The sequence below is a fragment of the Natronomonas amylolytica genome, from assembly GCF_037031205.1.
Classification (GTDB): domain Archaea; phylum Halobacteriota; class Halobacteria; order Halobacteriales; family Haloarculaceae; genus Natronomonas; species Natronomonas amylolytica.
Map to the genome: position 1 here is coordinate 65,590 of NZ_JAYEZM010000006.1, position 23,650 is coordinate 89,239.

Consider the following 23,650-nt stretch of genomic DNA (forward strand, 5'->3'; position numbering starts at 1 on the left):
ACTGTTGTAGCCGCGAGCGTGAGCCGCCGGCTCACCAACCTGAAACCTATTCGTCCTCGTCGGACTTCCCCGTCGGAAGCGTCGATTTGCCGAGCGCCAGCATCGGGTCGACGACCAGTCGCTCGAATTGGTTGGCGGGACTGCCGGGAAACGCGCGGTCGGTCGCCCGCGTGAGTTCGGTCAGGTCGATGGGGCCGTCGGGATTGAGTTCGCCGGCGATGGCGAGGAGGCTGGCGAGGGAGTCCTCGCCGACGGCAGCGGTATCGGCCAGCGCCCGCTCGTCGAGGAGGGCGGCGACGTAGGGGGAGAAATCGACGGCGTCGGCGTCGGGCCATCCGAGTTCGTTCCGGACGAGTTCCGCGGCGGCCGCGATCGCGCCGACGGAACTCAGGTGGCTGGCACCGATGGCGGCCTTGGCGGCGCGGGCGGGGTCGCCGCTCAAAATCAGCGGGCCGATGGTAGCGACCGCACCGTCGCCGACGCTGACGACCCAGCCGGGGCTGTCGTATTTATACGTCGCGAACCGCGGGCCGTCTTCGGGCGGGGCTTCGTCGTCGACGCGGCGGGCGTTGACCACGCGCTGGATGTTCGTCGCGGCGACGCGGGCCTGCCGCACGGCCGTCTGTGCGCTCGCGGGGGCGGTGGTCCCAGATTCGTCGACGACTTCGGCGGCGTCACCGACGACGAAGGTCGCCTCGCCGACAGCGAGGTCGCTTTCGGGGGTGGCACGCTCGCCGGCCAGCGCGTCGGGGCCTCGGATGCCACCGGTCCAGACGAGCAGGTCGTACGGGAGCGTGCGACCGTCTTCGAGGTGGACGGTGTCGGTGCCGGCCTCCGCGACGGTGGCGCCCGTCTCGATGCGTACGTCGCGGGCTTCGAGTTCCCGACGGAGCGCGCCGGCGAAGGTGGTGTCGAAGCCGGGTGCGATGTGGTCGGCCATCTCGACGAGCGTCACGTCCAACTCGAGGTCCGCCTCCGCGGAGAGGGCCGCGAGTTCGCCGGCGGCCTGAATCCCCGAGAGTCCGGCGCCGCCGACGATGACGTCGGTCGTTTCCTCGCCGAGGGCGCGGTCGTGGATGCGCTCGGCGTCGTCGAGTCGTTTCAGAGGAATCGCATGCTCTCGGAGGCCGGGTATGCCGTAAAAGTCGGTCTGTGACCCGAGACAGACCGCGGCGGCGTCGTATTCGAGCGTCTCCTCGCCGGCATCGGTATCGAGGGTTGCTGTCCCGCGGTCGGGGTCGACGTCCGTAACGCGTGCCTGCCGGATTTCGGCCCGGTCGAGGGCCTCCTCCAGCGGGACGGTTATCGTCTCCGCCAGGGAGGGTCGGCGAATGGCTCGATGGAGTTCGTGTTGCAGGAGGTGTGTCGCCGACTCGTCGACGACGACGATTTCGACGGTCCCTGGCAGGCGACGTTCGAGACGGCGTGTGACGGTCAGTCCGGCGTATCCGGCCCCGAAGACGGCGACTCGCATACACGTCCTTCGGTCCGACGCCGCATAGTCCCGGTGGTGCCGGGCCCTCGCGGTGCTCTCCGGCGGTCGTCACACATATATCCGGGTTGAAACGACGGTCGAGCGGTCGGGCGCGACGGCCGTAGTGCGGTCGGTTTCGTACCACCGATGTTGATTTCAGATTCGTTATGGACGCCGGTCAGTTGTCAGAATTCCCATAAGCCTTTTTCCCGTCGTAATCGATAAACGAACGATGAGTGAACTCGGGGCCCTGATGGACGATATCGTCGCGGACGTGGACAGCGTGTTTCTGTTTTCCCCGAGCGGGTCGGTTTACGAGGGGTTCGCCGAAACGGACACGCCGACCGTCGTCGTGGCGCCGGAGAACGCCGTCGACGCCGACCGATACGTCGAGTTGCCCCTTGAGTTCGAGGACATGCGGGACCGCATCCGGTTCGGCATCGAGGGTGCCATCGAAAACGAGTTCGTCGAAGAGGGCGACTACGTCGCCTGCGCAGCCAAGATGTTCGCCGAGGACATCGACACCGTCACGCGCGTCCGCGTCGGCGATTTCGAACACTCCGGCGTCTACGACCTCTTCGTCAACACCCGGCCCGAACCCGGTGTCATCCGGGACGTGCTGGAGGTCGCTATCGAACTGGGGAAGAAGGGCCAGAAAGGTAAGCAGGTTGGCGCGCTGTTCGTCGTCGGCGACGCCGGCAAGGTGATGAACAAGTCCCGCCCGCTGTCGTACAACCCCTTCGAGAAGAGCCACGTCCACGTCGGCGACCCCATCGTGAACGTGATGCTCAAGGAGTTCTCCCGCCTCGACGGCGCCTTCGTCATCAGCGACTCCGGGAAAATCGTCTCCGCCTACCGGTATCTGGAACCTTCGGCGGAGGGCGTCGACATCCCGAAGGGCCTCGGTGCCCGCCACATGGCGGCCGGCGCGATTACGCGTGATACGAACGCCGTCGCCATCGTCCTCTCGGAGTCCGACGCGCTGGTTCGAGCGTTCAGGGGCGGCGAAATCGTCCTCGAACTCGACCCGGAGGATTACTAATGTTGGCCGCGGTCCGCGAGTGGTTCACCGGCCTGTCGATACCCGAACAGAACTTCACCGTCGCCGTCGGGGTACTGCTGGCCGGCCTCGTTTTGGGGGCGGTGACGGCGTGGCTGGTCCGACGCATCCTGACGGCTTTCAACGTCGACGAAGCCGTCGAGGGGACCCCCTTCGAGCGAACGGCCCAGCGACTCGGCAGTTCGACCGTGCGCATCCTCGCGTGGCTCTGTGGCCTGTTCGTCTTCGTCGTCGCCGCGATGTACGCCGCAGGCACGATGGAGTTGCTTCCCTCCGCCGCGTTCCTGAACGAACTCCGTTCCTTCCTTCCGAAGCTCTTCGTCGCCATCCTCGTCGTCATCGTCGGCATCCTGCTGGCCGACAAGGCCGAACTCCTCGTCGGCGAGCGGCTCCGGAGCATCAAGCTCCCCGAGGTAACGCTGCTGCCGACGCTGGTGAAGTTCTCGATTTTGTATATCGCGGCGCTCATCGCCCTCTCGCAACTCGGCGTCGCGACCGGGGCGCTGCTCGTGTTGCTCGCGGCGTACGCCTTCGGTATCGTCTTCCTCAGCGGCCTCGCGTTCAAGGACCTCCTTTCGTCGGCCGCGGCGGGCGTCTATCTCCTGTTGACCGAACCCTACAGCATCGGCGACGAGGTCGAGATCGACGGCAACCGCGGCATCGTCCAGGAGGTCGATGTCTTCGTCACCTACGTCGAAAGCGAGGGAGAGGAGTACATGATACCGAACCGGAAGGTGCTCCGGGACGGCGCGATGCGGGTTCGAGGCTGACACCGGGCCACGCGGCGCGCAACGTTCACCGCGGTGGGGTATCCTTTTCGGGTCTGCGGGTGATAGTTAAAGCATGCGCTCCCGAATCAAAGCGGCGGTCAACCGTGCGAAATACGCAGCCATCGGCGCCGCCATCGGCGCGGCGGTCGGCGGATTGGTGAGTCGGAACGCCGCGAGTACCGGCGGTGCCCTCGGCGGCCTCGCCGGCGCGACGCTCGGCGAAACACGGACCAGCGCCGAATCCACCTACGCCGAACTGAAGGGGACGATACAGGGCGAAGGGCCGTCGGACGACTGAACTGGGGTCCCAGTTAAACGTCGTCGCCGAAACTCTCGTCGACCGGTTCGGCCGGCACGCCCGCCCACGTCTCGCCGGGTGGTACGTCCTCGGTCACCAGCGAGTTTGCCGCGACCTGTGCCTCGGCGCCGACCGTCACGCCCGGAAGGAGAATCGCGCCGGCGCCGATCATCGCCCGTTCGCCGATGTGTACCTCGCCGGTTCGGTACTCGTCCTGCAGGAACTCGTGGCACAGCAGCGTCGCATCGTAGCCGATGATGGCGTCGTCCTCGACGGTGACGAGTTCGGGCCAGAACACGTCTGGCGTCGATTCGAGCCCCCACGAGACGCCCGAACCGATGTCGACGCCGATGCGACCCAGCAACCAGTTCTTGAGTCGGAGGCTCGGCGAGTGGCGGGCCGCGACGATGAAGGCGTAGTTGAACGCCACCCGGAGCGGGTGCTTGGCGTCGGGCCACGACATGAGCGAGTTGCCGGGGCCCGGCGTCGGATGGCGCGCCAGTCGGTCGTGGCGGCGCTGGTCGTCCGCCTCGTCACCGTCCCCGGTGTCGTCGCCGTTCGTCACGACCGAGACATGGTGGCCGACCGGTTTGAAGTTACTCCTCGTCGGTGGCCGAGTCTTCGTCGGCGGCCGGGGTTTCATCGACCGGTCCGTTGAGCGTCGCCGACTCGTCGTCCCCGCCAGCGACACGGCCGTCACCGAAGGCTTCGGGTTCGGCCTCCCGAACGCGGACGCCGCGAGCGGCGAGATGCTGGGTCCGCTGGCGGGCGAAGTCCTCCTCGCGCGTGCCGCGCGTCGCGAGGACGTACATCCGTGCCTTCCCGACCGGGCGCATCGTCCGACCGGCCCGCTGGGCGCCCTGTCGCCGCGAACCGCCCAACCCGGAGGCCGCGATGGCGACCTCGGTGTCGGGCAGGTCGATGCCCTCGTCGCCGACACGGGAGACGACGATGGTATCCAGCGACCCCGAACGGAACTCGCCGAACAGGCGGCTCCGGCGGGCGTGCGGCGTCTCGCCGCTTATAAACGGAACGTTCAGCGCCTCCGCGATGGCGTCGCCCTGGTCGATGAACTCGACGAAGACGATGGCCTTCGAGCCGCGATTGGCCCGGAGGATGGCCTGAATCTCCTGAATCTTCGCCGGGTTGGTCGCCGCGAGTTGTCGTTTCTCGTGGCCCTCGCTGGAGCCGTACTCGTTGCGGTGCATCTCGGAGGCCCACGGCAGGTATCGGAGTTCGACCTCGGGTTCGGCGACGTAGCCGGCCTCGAACAGCGCCTCCCAGTCGGTGCCGATGGGCGGCCCGATGAGGGTGTAAATCTGCTGTTCCTTGTCGTCTTCCCGAATCGGCGTCGCCGAGAGGCCGAGGCGATGTTTGGTCTGCAGGTCCGCGCTCCGGCGGCTCACCGGCGAGGGGATGTGCTGGCACTCGTCGTAGACGATGAGGCCCCACTTTCGGGAGTCGAACAGCATCCGGTGGCGGTCCATGCCCGCCGTCTGGTAGGTGGCGATAGTGACCGGCCGAATCTCCTTGGAGCCGCCGTGGTACTCGCCGACCTGGTCGGGCGTGAGGGTGGTGTCTTCGAGGATGCGCTCGTGCCATTGACTGGCAAGGTCCCGCGAGGGAACCAGAATCAGCGTTTCGCCGCCGATGTCGGCCATGATGCCGAGCGCGGCGACGGTCTTGCCCGACCCCGGCGGGCCGACGAGGACGCCGGATTTGGCGTCGGCGAACCGCTGGACCCAGTCGGCCTGATACGGCCGGAGTTTGAGTGTGAGGTCGACCGGCAGGTCGTCGCCGGTTTCGAGGTCGCGGTGGTCCTGTACGGGATAGCCGGCCTCGTAGAGCGTGCGCTTGACCTCCGCAGTCTTGTCGTCGGCGACCCACGCCGTGGTATCGCCGATGCGCGCCCGGAGGACGCCGTCGGCGAGGTGCTGTTCGGCGACGTTGCCGAGCAGGTCGGCGCTCTGGGCTTCGAGGACGACGTAGCCGTCCTCGTGGGTCGCAAGCCGGAACTTGTGGGCTCGCTCCCACTGGCCTTCGACCCACTCTTCGAGGGCCTCGTAGCGGCCGCCCAGCGCCGACCGAATCGTCGTTCGCAGTTCCTCGTAGGTCTCGTGGGGGACGTTCCAGATGTCCTGTTCGCGCACCTCGTAGATGTAACCCGACTCGTGGTTCGTATCCCGGAGGTGGGCGAACTGTGAGAGTCGGGCGCGGGTGAACTGGGTCGGCTGGTCGGCGATGATTTCGCGGCGCTTCGGGAAGACGGTCAGGCGTTCGCGGGCGGCCGTCTCCCGGTAGTCGCTGGGAAACCAGACGACGGGGTCGCGCTCGACGTCGAGGCGGTCGAGTCGGCCGTCGTCGGCCAGTCGCTGGAGGGCTTCGGCGGCCGCCGCCTGCGAACAGTCGGCGATGCGGGCGACTTCGCTGGCGGTCACGACCGGACGGGCGCGGTCCTCCAGCGCGTCGTAGAAGGTCTCGATGTCGACCGGCGGGTCCGACTCGTCGGCCGAGGCCCCCGAGTCCCGTTCGTCCTCCGTGGGTTCGCTATCGGCGTCGGTGGCGGCGTCGTCAGTCACTACCCGGCTTACGTGGCGGGCGGACAAAAGCGGCCCGCGTCGGGCCGGCTATGCCGAGAGGCGTTCCCGGACCGCCGCGACGGCCTCCATCGGGTCGATGTCTCCGTCAGGGTCGGTCCGCCAGACGGATTCACCGTTGACGGTGACCTGGAAGGTGCGTTCGCCGGAGGGGTCCAGCGAGATGGCCTCGATATCGTCGTATTTCCGCAACCGGTCGGAGAGCACGCGCTGGGTCGTGACGGCCTCGCCGCCGAGGCGGCAGGGCGCACAGTACTCGACGTTGATGTGTACCACAGCCACGGTCTCGGCTCCCGTCGGAATAAGCCGTGGAGCTACTGGCAGAGTTTGCGAGCGGGGCCGGAGAGTGGGTAGACTTTTTCCGATTCGGCGGGACACTCGGTGATATGGGCGACTTCGACCTCGATTTACAGACGGCGGAAGGCGAACTCGACGAAGCGGAGGGCGGTGGCCGGGTTGTTCTCGGCGTCCTCGACGGTACGACCGACCCGATAACGTGGGTCGAACACGTCGAGAGCGGCGACGTTCTCGTGTTGAGCGTCGAAGGCGACCTGAACGAACTGGCCGCGCCCTTCGCTCGCGATATCCGCGACCTCGGCGGCGAACTCATGCATTTTCGTGACTTCCTCGTGGTCTCGCCACCGGGGCGGGATATCGACACCGACCGGCTGGAGTAGCGTTTCGGCGGCCGCCGCGACCGCTACTGGTCGACGAGCGTCAGGTAGTGGCCGTCGGGGTCCCGGATGCGAAGCCCCTCCTCAACGGACTCGCGTCGGGTCACCCGCGCCGCGACCGAATCGGCGGCCTGCATCGGATTTTGCGAGACGACGCCGACGTCGACGTGGACGCCGCCGCGGGCGTCCGCGAGGCCGAGATGCGGCTCCCACAGTTCGATGTCGAAGGGGCCGGTCGTCAGCCGCGTCCGCTTGCGTTCGTCGCCTCGGTCGACGATTTCGAAGCCGAGGTCGGTGTAGAACGTCTCGGCGGTCGGCAGGTCCTCGACCTCGAAGACCACCTCGAAGATGCCCGAAAGCGTCGGTTCGCTCGTTCCGGCGGGGTCCGCGCGACTCCCGATTTCGACGCAGTTTCCCTCCGGGTCGTAGAAGTACAGCGAGGACATGCCGCCGAAATCCACCTCCTGCAGGTCGAACGCCTCGTCGAGGCGGTCCCACCATGCGTCGTAGGCGTCGGCCGGACACGCCATCGCGTAGTGGGTGTGGAGGCCACCTCGGGGAACGCCGTCGGGTCGGCGGAGTCTGAGTTCCGAGTTCCCGCCCACGCCGAGTGTGACCTCTCGGTCGGAGTCGGCGACGACCGGCGCGTCGAGATGTGTTCGGTAGAAATCGGCGACGGGGTCGGGATACTTGACCTCCAGCGCCAACCAGCGGCAGGCTCCCAGCATGGTCGTCACGGGGGGCCGCGTGGCGATAAAGCCACGGGACGGGATGGGCGGATGGCGGGGCCTGCCGGCTCTCGGGGCTTTAAGCGCGTTCCGGCCCTTGATACGGGCATGCCGATGAAACAGTCCGGGTCGGGGAACCTGACAGTTATCGACCGCCACGGGGCCGGCGTCGGATGGCTCGCCCATCCCGACGAGACGATGCAGCGGGCCTCACACGCGGTCGAACGGGACGGCGACGTCTGGCTCATCGACCCCGTCGACACCGAGGGACTCGACGACCTACTCGCCGAGTACGGCGACGTGGCGGGCGTCATCGTCCTGCTGGACCGCCACAAACGCGATGCCGCGGCCATCGCGACGCGCCACGGCGTCGCCGTCCACATCCCTTCGTGGATGAACGGCGTCGCCGAGGACCTCGATGCCCCCGTCGAGCGGTTCGACGACGAAATCGCCGGCTTCGAGGTCGACCGTCTCATCGACAACCCCGGCTGGCAGGAGGCGGTTCTCTTCGACGGCGAGACGCTCGTCGTTCCCGAGGCGCTGGGAACGGTCGATTACTTCACCACCTCCGGCGAGCGTGTCGGCGTTCATCCGATGCTCCGCTTGCTTCCGCCCCGGTCCCTGAAGCAGTACGACCCCGACAGACTGCTGGTCGGCCACGGCGAGGGCCTCGACGAGGACGTCGCCGAAGCCATCGCGTCGGCGATTGCCGGCTCCCGGACCCGGGCACCGAAACTGTATCTGGAAAGCGCCAAATCGTTCCTCGGGTTCTGACCCCGCTGCCGACATCCTTTTTTGACGACGGGGAATACCGAAGGTGAATGGGTTCCGACGTGAGTGCCGGGCGGACGACGGCCGACCGCGTGTCGGTGCGGGCGATGGACGACGGCCGTGGGCTCCGTATCGACGACCGCATCGAGCGACGCCGCTGTGAGATTCTGACGAACGGGCCGGTCGACCCCGGCCCCGCCGACGTGGCGGCGTTCCGGTCGCCGGTCGATACCGCCGTCGCCGTCACCACCGACGGCCTCACGTTCGAGGAGGTCTCCCGGGGCTTCGTCCACGGGCCGGACGGCCCCACCGATATCGAGTACTTTCGGACCACCTCGTTCGGCCCGGGCGAATACCTCCTCGAACTCTCGGGGCCGGTGAAACTCTACGCGACGGTTCGGGGGCCGATGGAGGTCGACGCACAGGTGGCCGAACTGGAGATTAGCTTCGAGCGGCCGCAGACGGTTCGTATCGGCGCCCGCTCCTATCACGAGCGACCAGCGGCGACGGTGACGGCGACGGACGACCCCGTCGACGTGATGGCCGCCGTCTCGACGTTCGGGAGCGCGCTCAAAACGACGGGGTCGGAACGGTCCTATCCGACGCTCCGCGGCCACCCGCCGGCCATCGAACGCGGCGACGAACTATCGGTGCCGTCGGGGCTGACACCGCCAGCCGAGGATGTCCACGTCGAGGTGCCCGAGCGCCTTCAGGACGTCCTCGTCGTCGCACCGCTGGCGTACTACCTCGGCGCGCCCGTCAGGGCCGGTCCCGAGCCACGGCTGGTCGTCGACGGTCGAGGGTACCGACTGGACGGTGACGATGGATTCGAGGCCGCCGTCGAGCGCACCCTCAAGCGGACGTTCTTCCTCGATTGTATCGTCCGGACGGCAGGCCCCCGGACGGTCCCGCTCTACGAGCGTCGCGTGACCGAGGATGCCCTCGATATCTCGGCGTCGGACCTCTACGGCCGGTCCAACGCCGAGCGACTGGCCGCCTACATGGATGTCCCCTACGAGGCCGTCGCCGAGTACATCCCGACGTGGAAACTCAGCGCCCGGGTCGAACCCAGATGCGAGAGCCTCGAAACCCTCCCATCCCTCGTGAACGACCTGTCGGTTATCCGCTCGCCGTCGAACCCGAGTGGGACGTCGACTGCCTCCCCCTTCGGAGACGGGACGAGTGGGACGGGGACCGACGATGCCGACGGTTCGAGCGACGGTGTACCACTCCAGCCCGAACGGGCCGACTCCCTCGAACGGGCGTGGGTCGGCGAGGGCGCGCCCTCCGGTGCGAGCAAGGCCATTCCGGCGGCGTTCCGCAACCGCCTCGACCGGGACCGACGGGACGGCCCCATCGAAATCGTCGTGGTCTGCAACGACGACGAGATGCTCGAAGAGCGGAACGTCGTCGAGCAGGTCTACGGCTCCCGGGAGGAGTTGCCGATGGACGTGACCGTCTACGAGGGACTCGACACCCAGCGGCTTCGCCTGCTCTTGGAGTCGGACGTGGACTTCTTCCACTACATCGGCCACGTCGACGACGAGGGGCTGGAGTGTCCCGACGGCAAGGTCGACGCCGCGACGCTCGATGCCGTGTCGCTGGACATCTTCTTTCTGAACGCCTGCCGGTCCTATCAGCAGGGCCGCCATCTCATCGAGAACGGCGCCGTCGGCGGCGTCGTCACGCTCGACGACGTCATCAACAGCGGCGCGATTCGCATCGGAAAGACGCTGGCGAAACTGCTCAACTACGGCTTCCCGCTCCGGTCGGGACTCAACATCGCCCGGGACCGGAGCATCGTCGGCTCACAGTACCTCGTCATCGGCGACGGGAACGCCGACATCGCACAGGTCGAACCCGGCGTGGCTTTGCTCGCAGCAGTCGACTCGACGCCCGACGGCTACGATTTGACCGTCTCGACGTATCCGACCAGCGAGGGCGGGATGGGAACGCAGTTCCGACCGGCGGTCCCCGGCGTCGACGAGGTATACCTCTGTCCCGGGACCCTGCCGACCTTCGAGGTGTCGGCGGAGACCGTCCGGGAATACCTCTCGACGTCGGTGTTCCCGGTGCTGTTCGACGGCGAGTTCACGTGGTCGGACCGGGCGACCGTGCCGGACGCGGAATAGAAGGAGTGTTCGTTAGGGGCCGTGGTACGCGCCGCCACCGGCCGCGACGGCGCCGGCCTGTGTGAGCAACAGCAGCATCGTGAACAGCACGCCGGTCATCTTCGGGTGGTCGGCGAGGAACTCGGAAACGGTACTCGTCTCGTCCGCCGTCGCGTCTTCGGACATGACGGCCGATATAAGACGGGCCATGTTAATGAAAATTTTGTCAATATCGATACGAAAAATTACCATACAGGCGCTTTCGTCGCTGTTCTATCCACGGGATGGGAGACCGGCCCATGTCGATGCCGGCTATCGGGACTCAAGGTATTTGTGGGCCAGCGCCCCTACCGTGGGTCGTGGTCTACATCACGCGCGGCCTGTTGACCGCCCTGCTGGAACTCGCAGCGGACCGCGACCCCGAATCGGTAAACGTCTCCCTCGCCGCGACGCCCGCCGAGGCGTTCGAGACGGACCTCCCGTCGGGGACGCCGGTCCTCACCGACATGTACCTCCCCGGAACTGGCGGGTCGGTCACCGCCGTCTTCGGGATGGACCTCTCGACGCCCGATGCGGACGGGCGATTCCTCTCCCACCCGGAGGGCCATCTCGAACTGACGACGACCGACGACCTCCATCGCGTCGTCCTCGTCGCGGTACCGCCCTACGACGAGGATAGCGTCGCCGCCTTCAATCGTGCCGGTGAGAAGCAACCGCTGGATATCGTCGATGCCGAACCGCCCGAGGGACAACTCGAAGGCGGAAACGAGGCCGACCGAGACGGCCCCGACGCCGAGGATTATTCCAGATAGCCGAGTTCCTGTAGCTGTTCGGTGATCTCTTCGAAGTCTGCCTCGGTCAGTTCGTCGTGCTGTTGATGCTGGATGACGATGCTCCGCAGCAGGAACCGGACGAGGTCGCTGGTCGAGGAGAAACTCGTTCCCTCGATGGTCTCCTCGACGCGGTCGGCCAACTCCTTCGGAATGGATACCGTCGTGTAGTCGGTCATATGCGTCCGGAGGGTTGCCGAGCGGATAGGCGTTGTCCACCGCCGGCCGGTTGGCTCCGTTCGAGTCCGCAGGTATTTACGGTGGTGTAGGTGCTATCGGACCCTAATGGGAGTTCGCCCACCACAGCAAAGCGACGACACGGAGCCGGAAGCCGTCGCGTTCGGTATCGCGGCGCTCGACGTACACCTCGAGGAGGCGGACGTGGCGTTTCCGATCACACGGGAGGCGCTTCTGGAAGCGGTCGGGAACCCCGAGATTCCCTACGATGTGGCGGGTGATACCATCACGCTGGAGCGCGCACTCGATGAAACACACCACCAGCGTTTCGAGACCCGTCAGGAACTACTGAACGCCCTCCACCCCGTCTTCGAGGCCAAACGCGAACGCGCGAGCAAGACGGTCATCGGCCGACTCCGGTCGATGCTTCCCTTCTAGTCGTCGAGTTCGCGCAGTCGCTCGGAGATGTCGTCAAGTCGGCGGGCCTGTTCCCGGTTGACCGTGACGATGACGTCCGAGAGGACGCCGAACATCAGTATCTGGACCGAAAGCAGGATGGTAAACGCCGACAGCAACGCCATGACCTGTCGCGTAACCCCGTTGACGAAGTACGCGTAGCCGACGAACCCGCCGAGGCCGACCCCGAGGAGCATCCCGGCGAAGGCGACGCTCCCGAAGTAGAATATCGGGTTGTTCGTCCGTGCGAGCGTATAGAGGGTCAGGATGATGCGGCCGCCGTCCTTCAGCGGATGGAGGTTCGTCTCCGAACCGCCCGGTCGAGCCAGATATTCGATCGGAACGACCTCGGTATCGACGCCCTGACGGACGCATTCGACGGCCAGTTCGGTCTCGATACCGAAGCCGTCGGCGTCTAGCTGGAAGCGCTGGAAGGACTCCCGACTGAAGGCGCGATACCCCGAGAGGATGTCCTGCAGGTTCCGGCCGTGAATCACGGAGAACAGCCGATTTATCAGGCGATTGCCGACCTGATTGAGTCGGGTCATCGCGCCCTCTTCCATGTCCGCGAAGCGGTCGCCGATGACGTGGTCGGCGCGTCCCTCGAAGAGTGGTTCCAGCATCTGGTCGGCGTCCGCCGGCCGGTAGGTACCGTCGCCGTCGGCCATCAGGACGTACGGTTGGTCGATGGCGTCGACCCCCTCGCGGACGGCCTGTCCCTTGCCGCTGCCCGACTGGACGATGACCTCGGCGCCGTGGTCGCGGGCGATAGAGCGGGTGTCGTCCTCGGAGTCGCCGTCGACGACGAGGACGTGTTCGAACCCGACCTCGCGGAAGCCGTCGACGACGTCGCCGATGGTCTCGGCCTCGTTCAGCGTCGGGAGGAGGACACAGACGTCGTCGCGGTTGGGCATCGCCTGAGCGTGCGGGACCGAGCGTTAAAAAGCCCCAGTTTCCGCCCGGAGACAGTCGCCCGCCTCGTGGCGTTCGGGGTTTCGATGCCCAATGGAAAAGGCTTATGCGCGTTTTGGCAGTGGGTCAGGTCAATGAGTACTCGGTGGGACCAACTCGAGGAGCGACTCGACGACTACGAGTCGCAAATCGATACGGTATACCGACTGTACCACCTCCCCGTTCTCGCAGCCCTCATGGTCTTCATGCTGTGGGTCCGGGCGCGCCACTACACCCGCCATATCGGCCCGGACGGCCAGCCGCTCTATCGCGGCAACGACCCCTACTACCACTATCGAACGACGAACTACGTCATCGAGAACTTCCCGTTCAACATGCCGTTCGACCCGTGGACCGGCTTCGATACCGGCCAACAGGTCGGCCAGTTCGGGACGCTGTTCGATCAGGTCGTCGCCACGGTCGCCCTCGTCGTCGGCCTCGGCTCGCCCGACCAGTCGACTATCGTCACGACCACCCTCCTCGCGGCGCCGGTCATCGGCACCCTCTGTGCCATCCCGGTCTACTTCATCGGCAAGCGACTGGGCGGTCGGTTCGGCGGCCTCATCGGCGTCCTCGTCCTCGCGCTCACGCCGGGGAGTTTCCTCTCCCGGAGCGTCGCCGGCTTCTTCGACCACCACATCGCCGAGGCGCTCGCGGCCTTCGTCGTCCTCTGGGTCGGCATGGTCATGGTGACCGTCGCCCAGCGCGAACAGCCGATATACGAGTTCATCGAAACCAGGGAGTTCGACCTCCTGAAGGAACCGCTGAAGTGGGGCGTCGCACTGGGCGTCACGACTGTCCTGACGATTCTCGTCTGGCCGCCCGCGATGTTCCTCTTCGGCATCTTCGGCGTCTTCCTGTTCGTCCACCTCTCGGTCGAGTTCGTCCGCGGCTACAGCCCCGACCACGTCGCCATCCCGGCGACGGTCGCCATGCTCGTTTCGGCGGTGCTGTTGGTCCCCTTCATCGAGGTCTCCGGATTCAACACGACCAGCATCTCGCTTGCCCAACCGCTGCTCGCGGTTCTCGTCGCCCTCGGCACCGTCTTCATGGCCGTCGTCGCCCGCTTCTGGGACCGCCTCGACGATGTGCCCCGAATCGCGTACCCCGCCGGCATCCTCGGAGTCGGCCTCCTCGTCGTCGGCATCGTCGCCGTCGCACTACCGGACGTCTTCGACTTCTTCACCCGACAGGTCGCCCGCGTCGCCGGCCTCGGGTCGACCGACACCGCCGCGACCGTCGGCGAGGCACAGGCCGTCGACAACCCCGCGCAGTTCTTCTACGGGAGCTACGGCCTCGGCTTCTTCACCGCCCTCGCCGGCTTCGTCCTGCTGGCCTACAAGGGACTCGCCGCCGAGCGGCCTCGCGGAGAACAGCTGTTCATCCTCGTGTTCGCGGTGATGATGTTCGTCTTCACGCTGACCCAGAACCGCTTCGATTACTACTTCGTGGCGGCGGTCGGCGCCGGCAACGCCTTCCTCGTCGGCTGGATCTACCAGTTCGTCGACCTCGGCGACGTTCGACGCGACATCACGAACGTCAAACCGTATCAGATACTCATCGTTCTCGCCATCCTCTTCGTCGTCGCCGGGCCGCTCGTCGCGACCGGCGCGACGGTCGGCGCGGCGGACCGGTCCTCCCAACCCGGCGAAATGCAGCAGTGGGCGGACAGCCTCGATTGGATGGACGGGAACACGCCCGAACCCGGCGCCTACGGCAGCGGCGATGACGACACCCGTCTCGACTACTACGGCACCTACGAACCGACCTCCGACTTCGAGTATCAGGACGGCGAATACGGCGTCCTCGCGTGGTGGGACTACGGCCACTACATAACCACCCGAGGCGAACGGATTCCGGTCGCCAACCCGTTCCAGCAGCACGCGACCGAATCCGCCGACTTCCTGCTCGCCGACAACGAGACGGAAGCCGTCAACATCCTCAACGAAGACAGCAGCGAGGGCGAAGGCGTCCGCTACGTCATGGTCGACTACCAGCTCGGCTTCGCGGGCACGACCAAGTACAACGCGCCGACCTCCTTCGAATCCGAGCACAACGTCAGTTCGGGCGATGTCGGCGTCACGGTCATCAACCCGCAGACCGGCCGACCGCTGTACGGGGCCGAAACCCAGCGCGGCTTCGAGAGCATGCGCGTGCGGCTCTATCAGCACCACGGCAGCGCACAGGAGCCCTCGCGGTTCGTCATGAACTTCGACCAGTACGACCCCGAGAACGGCGTCGCCACGCCGGTCGAACAGGGCCAACAGCCCGTCGAGCAGTACAACAGCTCTGAAGCGGCCCGTCAGGCCGCCCAGGAGGACCCCACCGCCATCCACGGCGGTATCCTCGGCCAGCCGAGCGAGCGGGTCGAGGCGCTCGAGCACTTCCGGCTGGTCCACGCCAGCGAGAACGGCGCCAGAGCGCCCTTCTTCCGTGCCTACGGCCAGCCCGCACGGCAGCACTCCTACGTCAAGACCTTCGAGCGCGTCGACGGCGCGACGGTCGAGGGGACTGGCCCCGCAAACACCGAAGTACAAGCGACAGTCGAGATGGAGATCGACTCGACCGGCGAGACGTTCATCTACCGGCAGTTCGCCCAGACCGACGACGAGGGCAACTGGGAGATGACGGTCCCCTACTCGACGACCGGCTACGACGAGTACGGCACCGAGGCCGGCTACACGGACGTCAACGTCCGCGCCAACAGCTCCTACGAGTTCCTCGCGGTCCAGAGCGGGAACGAAAGCATCGTCGGGACGCCGTGGGGCGGATCCGCCGAGGTGACCGAGGGACAGGTCCTCGGCGAGAACGACGCCACCGTGCAGGTCGACCTCGAAGAGGGACAAGTCCCCGATAGCGCCCAGCAGAGCGGCGGTAGCGAGAACTCGACGGCATAATCCCCATGGACGGGCCCACCGGCGTTCGCGCGTGGCTGTCGGTGTATCTGAAGGGCGCCTGTATGGGCGCCGCCGACACCGTTCCCGGCGTCTCCGGTGGGACCATCGCCGTCATCGTCGGCGTCTACGAGCGACTCATCACGGCGCTGACGTCGTTCGACCCGCGTATCGTCCGCGACCTGTCTCGGGTCCACACCGCCTCCGGGCGGGCCGACCTCTCCGAAGAACTGGTCCGGATGGACGTGCCGTTCCTGCTCGTTCTCGGCGCGGGCGTCCTCTCGGCGGCCGCGACCATCGCGACGGCGATGCACACCGCGGTCGTCGAGTATCCCGCACCGACCTACGCGTTCTTCTTCGGCCTTATCGCCGCCTCGGCGGTCGTTCTGTATCGATACGTCGAAGCAGCCACACCGCGCCGTGGCCTCGTCGCCGTCGTCGGATTCGCGATCGCGTTCGTCGTCACGGACCCAGCACTCGACGGCGCGATGGGGTCGTCGCTGCCGATGCTGTTCGTCGCCGGTGCGGTCGGCATCTCGGCGATGGTCCTGCCGGGTATCTCTGGGGCCTTCCTCCTGCTCGTGTTGGGCCAATACGAGTACGTCAGCGGGCTTCCCCGGAGCGCGTTCGAAGGCGTCGTCGCCGCTGTCGGCGGGAATCCCGGACCACTTCTGGCGACGCTGGCGCCGCTCGCGGCGTTTCTCGGCGGCGCGCTCGTCGGCGTCTTCTCGGTGGCCTACGCGGTTCGGGCGGCGCTGGACCGGTATCGAGAAGCGACGCTCACGTTCCTCGTCAGCCTGATGGTCGGCGCCCTCCGGTTGCCCGCGACGGAGGTCCTCACGAACGCCGACGGCCCGTCAGCGAGCACGGCGATTGTGGTCGGCGTGCCCCTCGTCGTCGGCGCGGCCGCCGTCTTCGCGCTGGATGCCTACACGGACGACCTCGAATACTGACGCGAGCCACCGCGTTGAAATCGCTTGCGGCCGAACGACGGGTATGGACGGCTATCCGACGATGACGACGCTGGCGCTTTTCGCCGTCGTCTTCCTCGCGCAGGTCTCCGGAAGCGCGGTCGGTCTCGGTGCCGCAGCCTTCACGCTCGCACTCCCCCTCGACCACCAGCCGTGGACGCTCGTCGTCAGCGTCTACGCCCACGGAAGCGTCGGCCATCTGGCGGCGAACACCGTCGCGTTGGCCATCGTCGGCCCCACGGTTTCGTACCTCTCGACGCCGCTCCGCTATCACGCCTTCTTCGTCCTTTCGGGGATGGTGGCGGGAATCGCACAGGTACTCGCGATGGCGCCGTTCGGCGGCGGGTCGGTCATCGGCGCCAGCGGCGCCATCTTCGGCCTGTTCGGCTACCTGCTGGTCGGCAATCCCGCCACGACCCGTCTGCTGTCGTGGGTTTCGCTCGGGCTTCGCGGGTCGTTGGTCGTGTTCGGGGCACTGGGCGGCCTCCTCACGCTCACGACCGCCTCGCCCGGCGTGGCGCTCGTCGCTCACTTCACGGGCTTTCTCGTCGGCGCGCTCGCGGGACGATACCGGCTGTTGCACGCCAGCGACGCTACGAAAGAACGGTCCCGTACGGACACCGCATAGGCCCGATTACGCGCGGACGACGTCCTCGTCGGCGGGGAAGTCCGTACAGAACTCGGCGACCAGTTCGTCGAGTGCGTCGGGGTCGCCGGCGGGAAGGGGCTCCTCGGCCGTCCGACAGGGTTCGTCGATACCGAGGCGACCACAGACCGCATCCGCGACGGCCTCGGCCATCAGTCGGTACGTCGTGAGTTTGCCGCCGGTAACCGTCGTCATGCCGGGACGCCCGTCGTCGGCGCCCTCGAATACCTGAAACCCGCGGGAGGCATCGCGGCCGCGTCCCTCGCCGCCACCGTACAGCGGCCGCACGCCCCAGTAGACGCGGTCGATGTCGGCCTCGGCGACCGCCGGCAGCATGGCGGCGCCCTCTTGAAGCATCGCCTCGACGGCCTCGGCCGATTCGTCGCCGTCGTCGTTGGGCGGAGCGTCGGGGGCCTCGACGGGCGTGCTGGTCGTCCCGAGAACGACGCCCTCCTCGTGCGGGACGGCGATATCGCCGTCGGCGGGCGGCCGACAGCGGTTGATGACGGGGGCGACGGTGGGTCCGTCGACGGCGACCATGACGCCCTTGGTCGGTGCCATCTCGATATCGAGTCCCGCGAGTGCGGCAACCTCGCCGGCCCACGCGCCCGCGGCGTTGACGACGTGGTCGGCGGCGACGAACTCGCCGTCGGCCTCGACGCCGACGACCTGTCCGCCGTCGACCCGAACGTCCTCGATTGGCGTCTCGGTCCGAATCGTCGCGCCGTGCCGTCGGGCGCTTTCGGCGTTGGCGGCGACGAGCCGCGAGGGATAGACGACGCCGTCCGGTACCTCGAAGGCGCGCTGGACGTCCTCCGCGAGGTCGGGCACGCGCTCGCGGGCCTCGCTCGCGGACAGTTCGGTCGCCGGAATACCGAGGTCACGGCAGGCCGATAGTCGGGTCTCGAAGTGGTCGGGGTCGTCGTCGGGCAACTGGACGAACAGGCCGCTACTCGCCTCGATTGCCGCGCCAGCGATGTCTCGGAGGATGCGGTTCTCCTGAATACAGTGGGCCGCCCCTTCGGGGTCGGCGGTCGCATAGCGCGCGCCGCTGTGCAGGAGGCCGTGCGACCGGCCGGTCGTCCCGGAGCCGAGGCCGCCGCGTTCGAACAGCGTCACGTCGAGGCCGCGCATCGCGAGGTCGCGGGCGGTCCCGACGCCCGTGGCGCCCCCGCCGACGACGATAACGTCCGTGTCCGTCATATCGGCGGCTTGGGCCGCCGGTCGCTTCAGGCTGTCCGTCCGCCGTGGTCCGTCTCCGGTTTTTCCGTAGGTTCGTTCTTGCCTCTGACGACGTGGTCGTCGTCCCGCTTTCCGACCGGAGTGGCCGATATCCTGACCGGGACCTGTGGGCGGACGTTATTTAAATCGGACCGGGCATGGACCGCGCTGAGACACAACACAAAAGAGCGGGCCGACCCGATTCCCGGGCATGTACGAGGGCGTCCACGCGCATCCCGACGGGCAGGCGACCGTCGCTCGACTGGCCAAGACGGCCGCCGAGTACGGCTACGACGGCGTGGTCGTCCGCAACCACGGTGACGCTCAGACCGACTACGATGCCGAGGCCGTCGGTGAGGAATACGACATCGATGTGGTCTCCGGCATCGAAATTCGGACCGACGACGCCGGGCAGGCAAGCGGCCTCATCGGGAACTACCGCTCGAAGCGCGAGGTGGTCTGTGTCCACGGCGGTTCGCTCAACCGCTTCGCCGTCGAACAGCCGAAAGTCGACGTCCTCGCACATCCGATGCGCGAGGGTGACGTCAACCACGTACTGGCGAAGGCCGCCGCTGAGAACGGCGTCCACGTGGAGTTCGACTTCGGTCGGGTGTTCCGGGCCGACGGCGGCCCCCGCGTGCAGGCGATTCAGGGCCTCCGAAAGCTCCGGGAACTCGTCGAGCAGTACGACGTGCCCTACGTCGTGACCGCCGACCCCCACAGCCACCTCCAGTTGCGCGGCCCCCGGGAGTTGCTCGCCGTGGGCGAGACGGTCGGCTTCGACCACGAGGCCATCGAGACCGGGCTGGCGGCGTGGGGCGACATCGCCGAGCGGAACCGGGAGCGGCAGTCCGAGACGTTCATAGAACCCGGCGTGCGTATCGACGAGCATGAAGAAGACGCTTGAGGAACACGCCGCCCGGTTCGACGAGATCGCGCCGGAGTACGACGAGGAGGACCGCGAGGAGTACCGCGCCTGCGTCTCGCTGGTCGTCGACTACGCCGCGCCCGACGCCGACGACGAAGTTTTGGACCTCGGCTGTGGCACCGGCGCCATCGGGCTGGCGCTGGCCGACGACGCCGATGCGGTCGTCGGGCGCGACATCAGCGAGGGAATGATGGCGCAGGCCCGACGGAAGGCCGACGACCGCGGCCTGGAGAACGTCTCCATCGGGAAGGGGACCTTCCGGGAACCGAACTACGACGGCGACGTCGACGTGGTCGTTTCGAACTTCGCGATGCATCACCTCTCGGACGAGGAGAAGCGCGAGGCCATCGAGGTCATCGCCGCCCTCGACCCCGAGCGGTTCGTCCTCGGGGACGTGATGTTCTTCGGCGAACCCGACCCCGAGGAACCGTTCTACAGCCCCGAGGTCGACGACCCGGCCACCGTCGGGGTGCTCGCCGACGCGCTCACCGACGCGGGGTTCGCGCTGACGGCCGTCGAGATGGTCCACGAACAGGTCGGCGTCCTCGTTGCCGAACGGGCGACGTAGACCGAACGCGTCCGCCCTCGCTATGCCGAGCAAGCGGCGTCCGGGGTGCTTGCAGGGCGATTACCGGACCCGTTAGCGAACCGCGGGCTCTTTGGGCGGTGCGGCCGAACGGACAGTCGTGAAGCACCTCCCGAAGCACCTCCGCCCGCGGTGGCGGTATCTCGCCGTCGGGCTCGAATCGTGGCCGGAGGCCGCCATCGACCGCCGGTCCTTCCAGCGGGAGCTGTGGTTCGCCGCCCAGAACCTCGTCGGCGACGCCGGAAGCGCCGACCTCGACGGCAGCGTCCTCCACTTCCGCTTCGAGGACGGCGAGGGCGAGGCGGTCATTCGCGCCCGACGCGGCGAGGTCGAGCGTCTGCGGGCGGTCGTGGCGACCATCTCGGAACTCGACGGCCAGCCGCTGGGCGTCTTCGTTCGGGGCGTCAGCGGCACAGTGCGTGCCTGTGAGGAAAAGTATATAGGACGCCCGAGGGAAGAATCGAAAGAGAGAACCGTCGCGTTCGCAGGGTCCGAACGGCCCGCCGTCGTCCGGGGCGACCGGGTCGACGTCGAGGTGGCCGGCGACCGCGTGGGCGCGACAGCATTCGATATTCAGGATACCTAACAATGCAGGGACAATCGCAGCAGCAGGCCTACGACCGGGGAATCACCATCTTCTCCCCGGACGGTCGCCTGTACCAGGTCGAGTACGCGCGCGAGGCGGTCAAACGAGGGACGGCGTCCATCGGTGTTCGCACCGAGGAAGGCGTCGTGCTGGCGGTCGACAAGCGCATCCGCTCGCCGCTGATGGAGCGGACCAGCGTCGAGAAGATTCACAAGGCCGACGACCACATCGGCATCGCCAGCGCCGGCCACGTGGCCGACGCTCGCCAACTCATCGACTTCGCGCGGCGGCAGGCACAGATAAACGAACTCCGCTACGGCGAGCCCATCGGCGTCGAGACGCTGACGAAGGCCGTTACCGACCACATCCAGCAGTACACGCAGGTCGGCGGCGCCCGCCCCTTCGGTGTCGCGCTCATCATCGGCGGCATCGAGAACGGCGAACCCCGTCTCTACGAGACGGACCCCTCGGGGACGCCCTACGAGTGGCAGGCGCTTGCGGTCGGCGCCGACCGCGGCGAAATCGAGGATTACCTCGAGGAACACTACCGCGAGGACCTCACCCTCGATGAGGGCGTCGGCCTCGCGCTGGAAGCCCTCGCGTCGGTCAACGACAACCAACTCCGCCCGGAGGGCATCGGCCTGGCGACCATCTCCGTCGACGACGAGAACTTCACCGAACTCTCCGACGACGATATCGAGGCCCACCTCACCGAACACGGCCTGCTCGCCGACGAGGAGTAAGCGCCCGTCCCTCCTTTCGTTGTAAACACCTTTTAGCCCCGGCCGCCCGTAGCGAGACGTATGATATCCCTTGACGAGGCGGTAACCGCACGTCTCGAATCCCACGGACAGCGGTTCGAGGTGCTCGTCGACCCCGACGCGGCGCTCGCAATCAAACGCGACGAGTTCGACGGCGACCTCGAGGACGTCATCGCCGCCGAGGACGTCTTCGAGGACGCGTCTTCGGGGGACCGCCCGCCGGAATCCTCCCTCGAAGAGGTCTTCGGAACAACCGACTCTCTCGAAATAATCCCCGAGGTCATCAAACAGGGGGAAATCCAGATTACGGCCGAACAGCGCCGCGAGATGCAGGAACAGAAGCACAAGCAACTGGTCAACAAGATCGCGCGCAACGCGGTCAATCCCCAGATGGACGACGCGCCGCACCCGCCCGAACGCATCGAGCGGGCCCTCGAGGAGGCGGGCTTTCAGGTCGACCCGATGGAGCCCATCGAGAACCAGGTCGACGAGGCGCTCGACGACCTGCGGCCAGTCATCCCCATCCGGTTCGACGAGGTGGTGATGGCGGTACAGGTGCCCGCCGACTACGCTGGTAGCGCGCAGGCGAAGATCCGGCAGTTCGGCGAACTCAAAAGCGAAGAATGGCAGTCGGACGGTTCGTGGGTCGGGGTGTTGGAGTTCCCGGCCGGCCTCCAGAACGACTTTTACGACCTCGTCAACGAGGAGACCAGCGGCGAGGCCGAAACGCGGGTCGTCAAAGACGAGGACGAGATTTCGACGCGATAGCGTCGGCTGTCAACGGCTAGCGCATTGGCCTGCCGTTTATATACCGTGACCGTCTATCTGGAGGCAAGTGACAGGGACCAACGGTAGGGCCGTCGTCGCCAAGCGCGTCGACGACGGCGACCCCGATACGGAGGAGATACGCGACCTCGCGCGAGCGGCCGGCTACGCGGTCGTCGGCGAGGTGACCCAGACTCGCAAGGAGGACCCCGCGCTCCACATGGGCGAGGGGAAGGTCGCGGAACTCGCCGCAGTCGTCGAGGACCACGACGCGACGACTGTAGTCTTCGACAACCGCATCGGTCCGTATCAGATGTACAACCTCGGGACCGAACTCCCCGAGGGCGTCGAGGTGCTGGACCGCTTCAAACTCATCCTCGACATCTTCGGCCAGCGCGCCCAGACCAAGAAGGCGCAACTGCAGGTCGAACTCGCGGAACTGCGGTACGAACTCCCGCGCGCGGAGGCGAAAGCCTCCCTCGCGAAGCGGGACGAACGGCCGGGCTTCATGGGCCTCGGTGAGTACGACGAGTCCCGCGAACAGGACATCAAGGCCCAGATAAGCCGCATCAAGGACGAACTCGAACGCATCGAGCAGACCGAGGAACACCGCCGCGAACAGCGCCGGGAATCCGGCTTCGACCTCGTGGCGCTGGCGGGCTACACCAACGCCGGGAAATCGACGCTCCTTCGACGGCTCTCCGAGGACCTCGATATCGACGAAAACGAGGGCCTGCATCCGGACCTCGATGCGACCGCCGAATCTGAAAACCGGCTGTTCACGACGCTCGGAACCACCACCCGCCGCGCGGAGTTCGACCGCCGCGACGTGCTGGTGACCGACACCGTCGGCTTCATCTCGGACCTGCCGCACTGGCTCGTCGAATCGTTCAAATCGACGCTCTCGGAGGTCTACCGCGCCGACCTCGTCTTGCTCGTGGTCGACGTCTCCGACTCCGTCGAGGAGATCCGTGAGAAACTGGTGACCTCCCACGACACCCTCTACGAGCGCAACGAGGCGCCCATCGTCACCGTCCTCAACAAGATCGACGCGGTCGACGACGAGGAACTCGAACGGAAGAAGGAAGCACTGAACGCGCTGGCGCCCGACCCAGTCGCGGTGAGCGCCAAGGACGGCGAGAACATCGCCGAACTGCAGGCCCGTATCGACGACGAACTCCCCGACTGGCTCCACGAACGGCTCGTCATCCCGATGGCCGACGACACGATGAGCCTCGTCTCGTGGCTCCACGACCACGCCCACGTCGAGGACGTCGATTACGGCGAACAGGTCGTCGTCGACTTCGAGGCCCGGCCCGCAATCGTCGAGCAGGCCCGCGCGAAGGCGGGCGACCTCGTTCCCGCGACGGCTGAATAGCGCGCTCCGGTTATTCT

Annotated in this window: 26 protein-coding genes; 17 read left to right on the forward strand and 9 right to left on the reverse strand. The window is 66.9% G+C overall.

What is annotated here, in order from left to right:
* Nucleotides 1–46 precede the first annotated feature (46 nt).
* A complete protein-coding gene (locus tag U5914_RS10245) occupies nucleotides 47–1,474 on the reverse strand; it encodes an NAD(P)/FAD-dependent oxidoreductase (protein WP_336135669.1) in 1,428 nt (475 codons plus the stop codon).
* A gap of 232 nt (nucleotides 1,475–1,706) precedes the next feature.
* On the opposite strand from U5914_RS10245, the gene dacZ reads away from it, so the two are divergent.
* The 3 genes from dacZ to U5914_RS10260 all read left to right on the forward strand — a co-directional run bounded on the left by dacZ (nucleotide 1,707) and on the right by U5914_RS10260 (nucleotide 3,602).
* On the forward strand, nucleotides 1,707–2,516 hold the full coding sequence (dacZ, locus tag U5914_RS10250; protein ID WP_336135670.1) for a diadenylate cyclase DacZ: 810 nt from the start codon (nucleotides 1,707–1,709) through the stop codon (nucleotides 2,514–2,516).
* Nucleotides 2,516–3,304 (forward strand): mechanosensitive ion channel domain-containing protein, encoded by a 789-nt coding sequence (locus U5914_RS10255; protein ID WP_336135671.1) that lies wholly within the window; start codon nucleotides 2,516–2,518, stop codon nucleotides 3,302–3,304. Before dacZ ends, U5914_RS10255 begins: the two co-directional genes overlap by 1 nt.
* Before the next feature lie 73 nt (nucleotides 3,305–3,377).
* A complete protein-coding gene (locus U5914_RS10260; protein WP_336135672.1) occupies nucleotides 3,378–3,602 on the forward strand; it encodes a hypothetical protein in 225 nt (74 codons plus the stop codon).
* 13 nt (nucleotides 3,603–3,615) lie between these two features.
* On the opposite strand, the gene U5914_RS10265 is transcribed toward U5914_RS10260, so the two are convergent.
* Genes U5914_RS10265 through U5914_RS10275 form a run of 3 tightly spaced genes read right to left on the reverse strand, consistent with a single transcriptional unit; the run spans nucleotide 3,616 to nucleotide 6,475 of the window.
* Nucleotides 3,616–4,167: an acyltransferase gene (locus U5914_RS10265; protein ID WP_336135673.1), complete on the reverse strand. Its 552-nt coding sequence runs from the start codon at nucleotides 4,165–4,167 to the stop codon at nucleotides 3,616–3,618.
* Between the two features lie 31 nt (nucleotides 4,168–4,198).
* Nucleotides 4,199–6,181: a DEAD/DEAH box helicase gene (locus U5914_RS10270; RefSeq protein ID WP_418766759.1), complete on the reverse strand. Its 1,983-nt coding sequence runs from the start codon at nucleotides 6,179–6,181 to the stop codon at nucleotides 4,199–4,201.
* A 48-nt stretch (nucleotides 6,182–6,229) separates the two neighbouring features.
* Nucleotides 6,230–6,475, reverse strand: a complete 246-nt coding sequence (locus U5914_RS10275; RefSeq protein ID WP_336135674.1) for an Rdx family protein — start codon at nucleotides 6,473–6,475, stop codon at nucleotides 6,230–6,232.
* Nucleotides 6,476–6,585: 110 nt separating this feature from the next.
* Between U5914_RS10275 and U5914_RS10280 the strand changes: the two genes are divergently transcribed.
* Nucleotides 6,586–6,876: a DUF5779 family protein gene (locus U5914_RS10280; RefSeq protein WP_336135675.1), complete on the forward strand. Its 291-nt coding sequence runs from the start codon at nucleotides 6,586–6,588 to the stop codon at nucleotides 6,874–6,876.
* Between the two features lie 23 nt (nucleotides 6,877–6,899).
* On the opposite strand, the gene U5914_RS10285 is transcribed toward U5914_RS10280, so the two are convergent.
* A complete protein-coding gene (locus tag U5914_RS10285) occupies nucleotides 6,900–7,601 on the reverse strand; it encodes a VOC family protein (protein WP_336135676.1) in 702 nt (233 codons plus the stop codon).
* A gap of 108 nt (nucleotides 7,602–7,709) precedes the next feature.
* Here U5914_RS10285 and U5914_RS10290 point away from each other — a divergent pair, with 108 nt between their 5' ends.
* Both U5914_RS10290 and U5914_RS10295 read left to right on the forward strand, forming a co-directional pair.
* On the forward strand, nucleotides 7,710–8,375 hold the full coding sequence (locus tag U5914_RS10290; RefSeq protein ID WP_336135677.1) for a hypothetical protein: 666 nt from the start codon (nucleotides 7,710–7,712) through the stop codon (nucleotides 8,373–8,375).
* Nucleotides 8,376–8,422: 47 nt separating this feature from the next.
* Nucleotides 8,423–10,504: a hypothetical protein gene (locus tag U5914_RS10295; protein ID WP_336135678.1), complete on the forward strand. Its 2,082-nt coding sequence runs from the start codon at nucleotides 8,423–8,425 to the stop codon at nucleotides 10,502–10,504.
* Between the two features lie 12 nt (nucleotides 10,505–10,516).
* Here the strand turns inward: U5914_RS10295 and U5914_RS10300 are convergent, their stop codons facing one another.
* Nucleotides 10,517–10,669 carry a DUF7503 family protein gene (locus tag U5914_RS10300; RefSeq protein WP_336135679.1) on the reverse strand — a complete coding sequence of 51 codons (153 nt, stop codon included), beginning with the start codon at nucleotides 10,667–10,669 and terminating at the stop codon, nucleotides 10,517–10,519.
* 173 nt (nucleotides 10,670–10,842) lie between these two features.
* Between U5914_RS10300 and U5914_RS10305 the strand changes: the two genes are divergently transcribed.
* Nucleotides 10,843–11,295, forward strand: a complete 453-nt coding sequence (locus U5914_RS10305) for a JAB/MPN domain protein-containing protein (protein ID WP_336135680.1) — start codon at nucleotides 10,843–10,845, stop codon at nucleotides 11,293–11,295.
* On the opposite strand, the gene U5914_RS10310 is transcribed toward U5914_RS10305, so the two are convergent.
* On the reverse strand, nucleotides 11,283–11,492 hold the full coding sequence (locus tag U5914_RS10310; RefSeq protein WP_336135681.1) for a ribbon-helix-helix domain-containing protein: 210 nt from the start codon (nucleotides 11,490–11,492) through the stop codon (nucleotides 11,283–11,285). The two genes, U5914_RS10305 and U5914_RS10310, sit on opposite strands and share 13 nt — an antisense overlap.
* A gap of 106 nt (nucleotides 11,493–11,598) precedes the next feature.
* Between U5914_RS10310 and U5914_RS10315 the strand changes: the two genes are divergently transcribed.
* Nucleotides 11,599–11,928 carry a DUF5789 family protein gene (locus tag U5914_RS10315; RefSeq protein WP_336135682.1) on the forward strand — a complete coding sequence of 110 codons (330 nt, stop codon included), beginning with the start codon at nucleotides 11,599–11,601 and terminating at the stop codon, nucleotides 11,926–11,928.
* On the opposite strand, the gene aglJ is transcribed toward U5914_RS10315, so the two are convergent.
* A complete protein-coding gene (aglJ, locus tag U5914_RS10320) occupies nucleotides 11,925–12,860 on the reverse strand; it encodes an S-layer glycoprotein N-glycosyltransferase AglJ (RefSeq protein WP_336135683.1) in 936 nt (311 codons plus the stop codon). The two genes, U5914_RS10315 and aglJ, sit on opposite strands and share 4 nt — an antisense overlap.
* Before the next feature lie 132 nt (nucleotides 12,861–12,992).
* Between aglJ and U5914_RS10325 the strand changes: the two genes are divergently transcribed.
* From U5914_RS10325 to U5914_RS10335, 3 genes are read left to right on the forward strand one after another with little or no spacing between them, the layout of a single operon-like run.
* Nucleotides 12,993–15,794 carry an oligosaccharyl transferase, archaeosortase A system-associated gene (locus tag U5914_RS10325; RefSeq protein WP_336135684.1) on the forward strand — a complete coding sequence of 934 codons (2,802 nt, stop codon included), beginning with the start codon at nucleotides 12,993–12,995 and terminating at the stop codon, nucleotides 15,792–15,794.
* 5 nt (nucleotides 15,795–15,799) lie between these two features.
* Nucleotides 15,800–16,744, forward strand: coding sequence for a DUF368 domain-containing protein (locus U5914_RS10330; protein ID WP_336135685.1), 945 nt, complete (start codon nucleotides 15,800–15,802; stop codon nucleotides 16,742–16,744).
* 43 nt (nucleotides 16,745–16,787) lie between these two features.
* Entirely contained in the window at nucleotides 16,788–17,390 is a 603-nt protein-coding gene (locus U5914_RS10335) for a rhomboid family intramembrane serine protease (protein ID WP_336135686.1), read from the forward strand.
* Between the two features lie 6 nt (nucleotides 17,391–17,396).
* Here U5914_RS10335 and U5914_RS10340 read toward each other — a convergent pair whose 3' ends face one another.
* Nucleotides 17,397–18,611: an FAD-dependent oxidoreductase gene (locus U5914_RS10340; protein ID WP_336135687.1), complete on the reverse strand. Its 1,215-nt coding sequence runs from the start codon at nucleotides 18,609–18,611 to the stop codon at nucleotides 17,397–17,399.
* A 229-nt stretch (nucleotides 18,612–18,840) separates the two neighbouring features.
* Between U5914_RS10340 and U5914_RS10345 the strand changes: the two genes are divergently transcribed.
* The 6 genes from U5914_RS10345 (at nucleotide 18,841) to hflX (ending at nucleotide 23,633) form a co-directional block, all read left to right on the forward strand.
* Nucleotides 18,841–19,536: an RNase P subunit p30 family protein gene (locus U5914_RS10345; RefSeq protein ID WP_336135688.1), complete on the forward strand. Its 696-nt coding sequence runs from the start codon at nucleotides 18,841–18,843 to the stop codon at nucleotides 19,534–19,536.
* Nucleotides 19,520–20,125: a class I SAM-dependent methyltransferase gene (locus U5914_RS10350; protein WP_336135689.1), complete on the forward strand. Its 606-nt coding sequence runs from the start codon at nucleotides 19,520–19,522 to the stop codon at nucleotides 20,123–20,125. Before U5914_RS10345 ends, U5914_RS10350 begins: the two co-directional genes overlap by 17 nt.
* 118 nt (nucleotides 20,126–20,243) lie before the next feature.
* A complete protein-coding gene (locus tag U5914_RS10355) occupies nucleotides 20,244–20,729 on the forward strand; it encodes an Rpp14/Pop5 family protein (protein ID WP_336135690.1) in 486 nt (161 codons plus the stop codon).
* A gap of 2 nt (nucleotides 20,730–20,731) precedes the next feature.
* On the forward strand, nucleotides 20,732–21,472 hold the full coding sequence (psmA, locus tag U5914_RS10360; RefSeq protein ID WP_336135691.1) for an archaeal proteasome endopeptidase complex subunit alpha: 741 nt from the start codon (nucleotides 20,732–20,734) through the stop codon (nucleotides 21,470–21,472).
* Nucleotides 21,473–21,532: 60 nt separating this feature from the next.
* Nucleotides 21,533–22,258: a ribosome assembly factor SBDS gene (locus U5914_RS10365; RefSeq protein ID WP_336135692.1), complete on the forward strand. Its 726-nt coding sequence runs from the start codon at nucleotides 21,533–21,535 to the stop codon at nucleotides 22,256–22,258.
* Between the two features lie 67 nt (nucleotides 22,259–22,325).
* Entirely contained in the window at nucleotides 22,326–23,633 is a 1,308-nt protein-coding gene (gene hflX, locus U5914_RS10370) for a GTPase HflX (protein WP_336135693.1), read from the forward strand.
* Nucleotides 23,634–23,650: the final 17 nt, after the last annotated feature.

Excerpts from the sequence above, each read along its gene's own strand:
- U5914_RS10350 (WP_336135689.1), top strand. The coding sequence starts at position 19,520 with ATGAAGAAGACGCTTGAGGAACACGCCGCCCGGTTCGACGAGATCGCG.
- U5914_RS10345 (WP_336135688.1), top strand. The coding sequence starts at position 18,841 with ATGTACGAGGGCGTCCACGCGCATCCCGACGGGCAGGCGACCGTCGCT.
- U5914_RS10300 (WP_336135679.1), bottom strand. The coding sequence starts at position 10,669 with ATGTCCGAAGACGCGACGGCGGACGAGACGAGTACCGTTTCCGAGTTC.
- U5914_RS10310 (WP_336135681.1), bottom strand. The coding sequence starts at position 11,492 with ATGACCGACTACACGACGGTATCCATTCCGAAGGAGTTGGCCGACCGC.
- U5914_RS10330 (WP_336135685.1), top strand. The coding sequence starts at position 15,800 with ATGGACGGGCCCACCGGCGTTCGCGCGTGGCTGTCGGTGTATCTGAAG.
- U5914_RS10335 (WP_336135686.1), top strand. The coding sequence starts at position 16,788 with ATGGACGGCTATCCGACGATGACGACGCTGGCGCTTTTCGCCGTCGTC.
- U5914_RS10325 (WP_336135684.1), top strand. The coding sequence starts at position 12,993 with ATGAGTACTCGGTGGGACCAACTCGAGGAGCGACTCGACGACTACGAG.
- U5914_RS10340 (WP_336135687.1), bottom strand. The coding sequence starts at position 18,611 with ATGACGGACACGGACGTTATCGTCGTCGGCGGGGGCGCCACGGGCGTC.
- U5914_RS10260 (WP_336135672.1), top strand. The coding sequence starts at position 3,378 with ATGCGCTCCCGAATCAAAGCGGCGGTCAACCGTGCGAAATACGCAGCC.
- psmA (WP_336135691.1), top strand. The coding sequence starts at position 20,732 with ATGCAGGGACAATCGCAGCAGCAGGCCTACGACCGGGGAATCACCATC.
- U5914_RS10280 (WP_336135675.1), top strand. The coding sequence starts at position 6,586 with ATGGGCGACTTCGACCTCGATTTACAGACGGCGGAAGGCGAACTCGAC.
- U5914_RS10315 (WP_336135682.1), top strand. The coding sequence starts at position 11,599 with ATGGGAGTTCGCCCACCACAGCAAAGCGACGACACGGAGCCGGAAGCC.
- U5914_RS10365 (WP_336135692.1), top strand. The coding sequence starts at position 21,533 with ATGATATCCCTTGACGAGGCGGTAACCGCACGTCTCGAATCCCACGGA.
- dacZ (WP_336135670.1), top strand. The coding sequence starts at position 1,707 with ATGAGTGAACTCGGGGCCCTGATGGACGATATCGTCGCGGACGTGGAC.
- U5914_RS10255 (WP_336135671.1), top strand. The coding sequence starts at position 2,516 with ATGTTGGCCGCGGTCCGCGAGTGGTTCACCGGCCTGTCGATACCCGAA.
- U5914_RS10285 (WP_336135676.1), bottom strand. The coding sequence starts at position 7,601 with ATGCTGGGAGCCTGCCGCTGGTTGGCGCTGGAGGTCAAGTATCCCGAC.
- aglJ (WP_336135683.1), bottom strand. The coding sequence starts at position 12,860 with ATGCCCAACCGCGACGACGTCTGTGTCCTCCTCCCGACGCTGAACGAG.
- U5914_RS10290 (WP_336135677.1), top strand. The coding sequence starts at position 7,710 with ATGCCGATGAAACAGTCCGGGTCGGGGAACCTGACAGTTATCGACCGC.
- U5914_RS10245 (WP_336135669.1), bottom strand. The coding sequence starts at position 1,474 with ATGCGAGTCGCCGTCTTCGGGGCCGGATACGCCGGACTGACCGTCACA.
- U5914_RS10295 (WP_336135678.1), top strand. The coding sequence starts at position 8,423 with ATGGGTTCCGACGTGAGTGCCGGGCGGACGACGGCCGACCGCGTGTCG.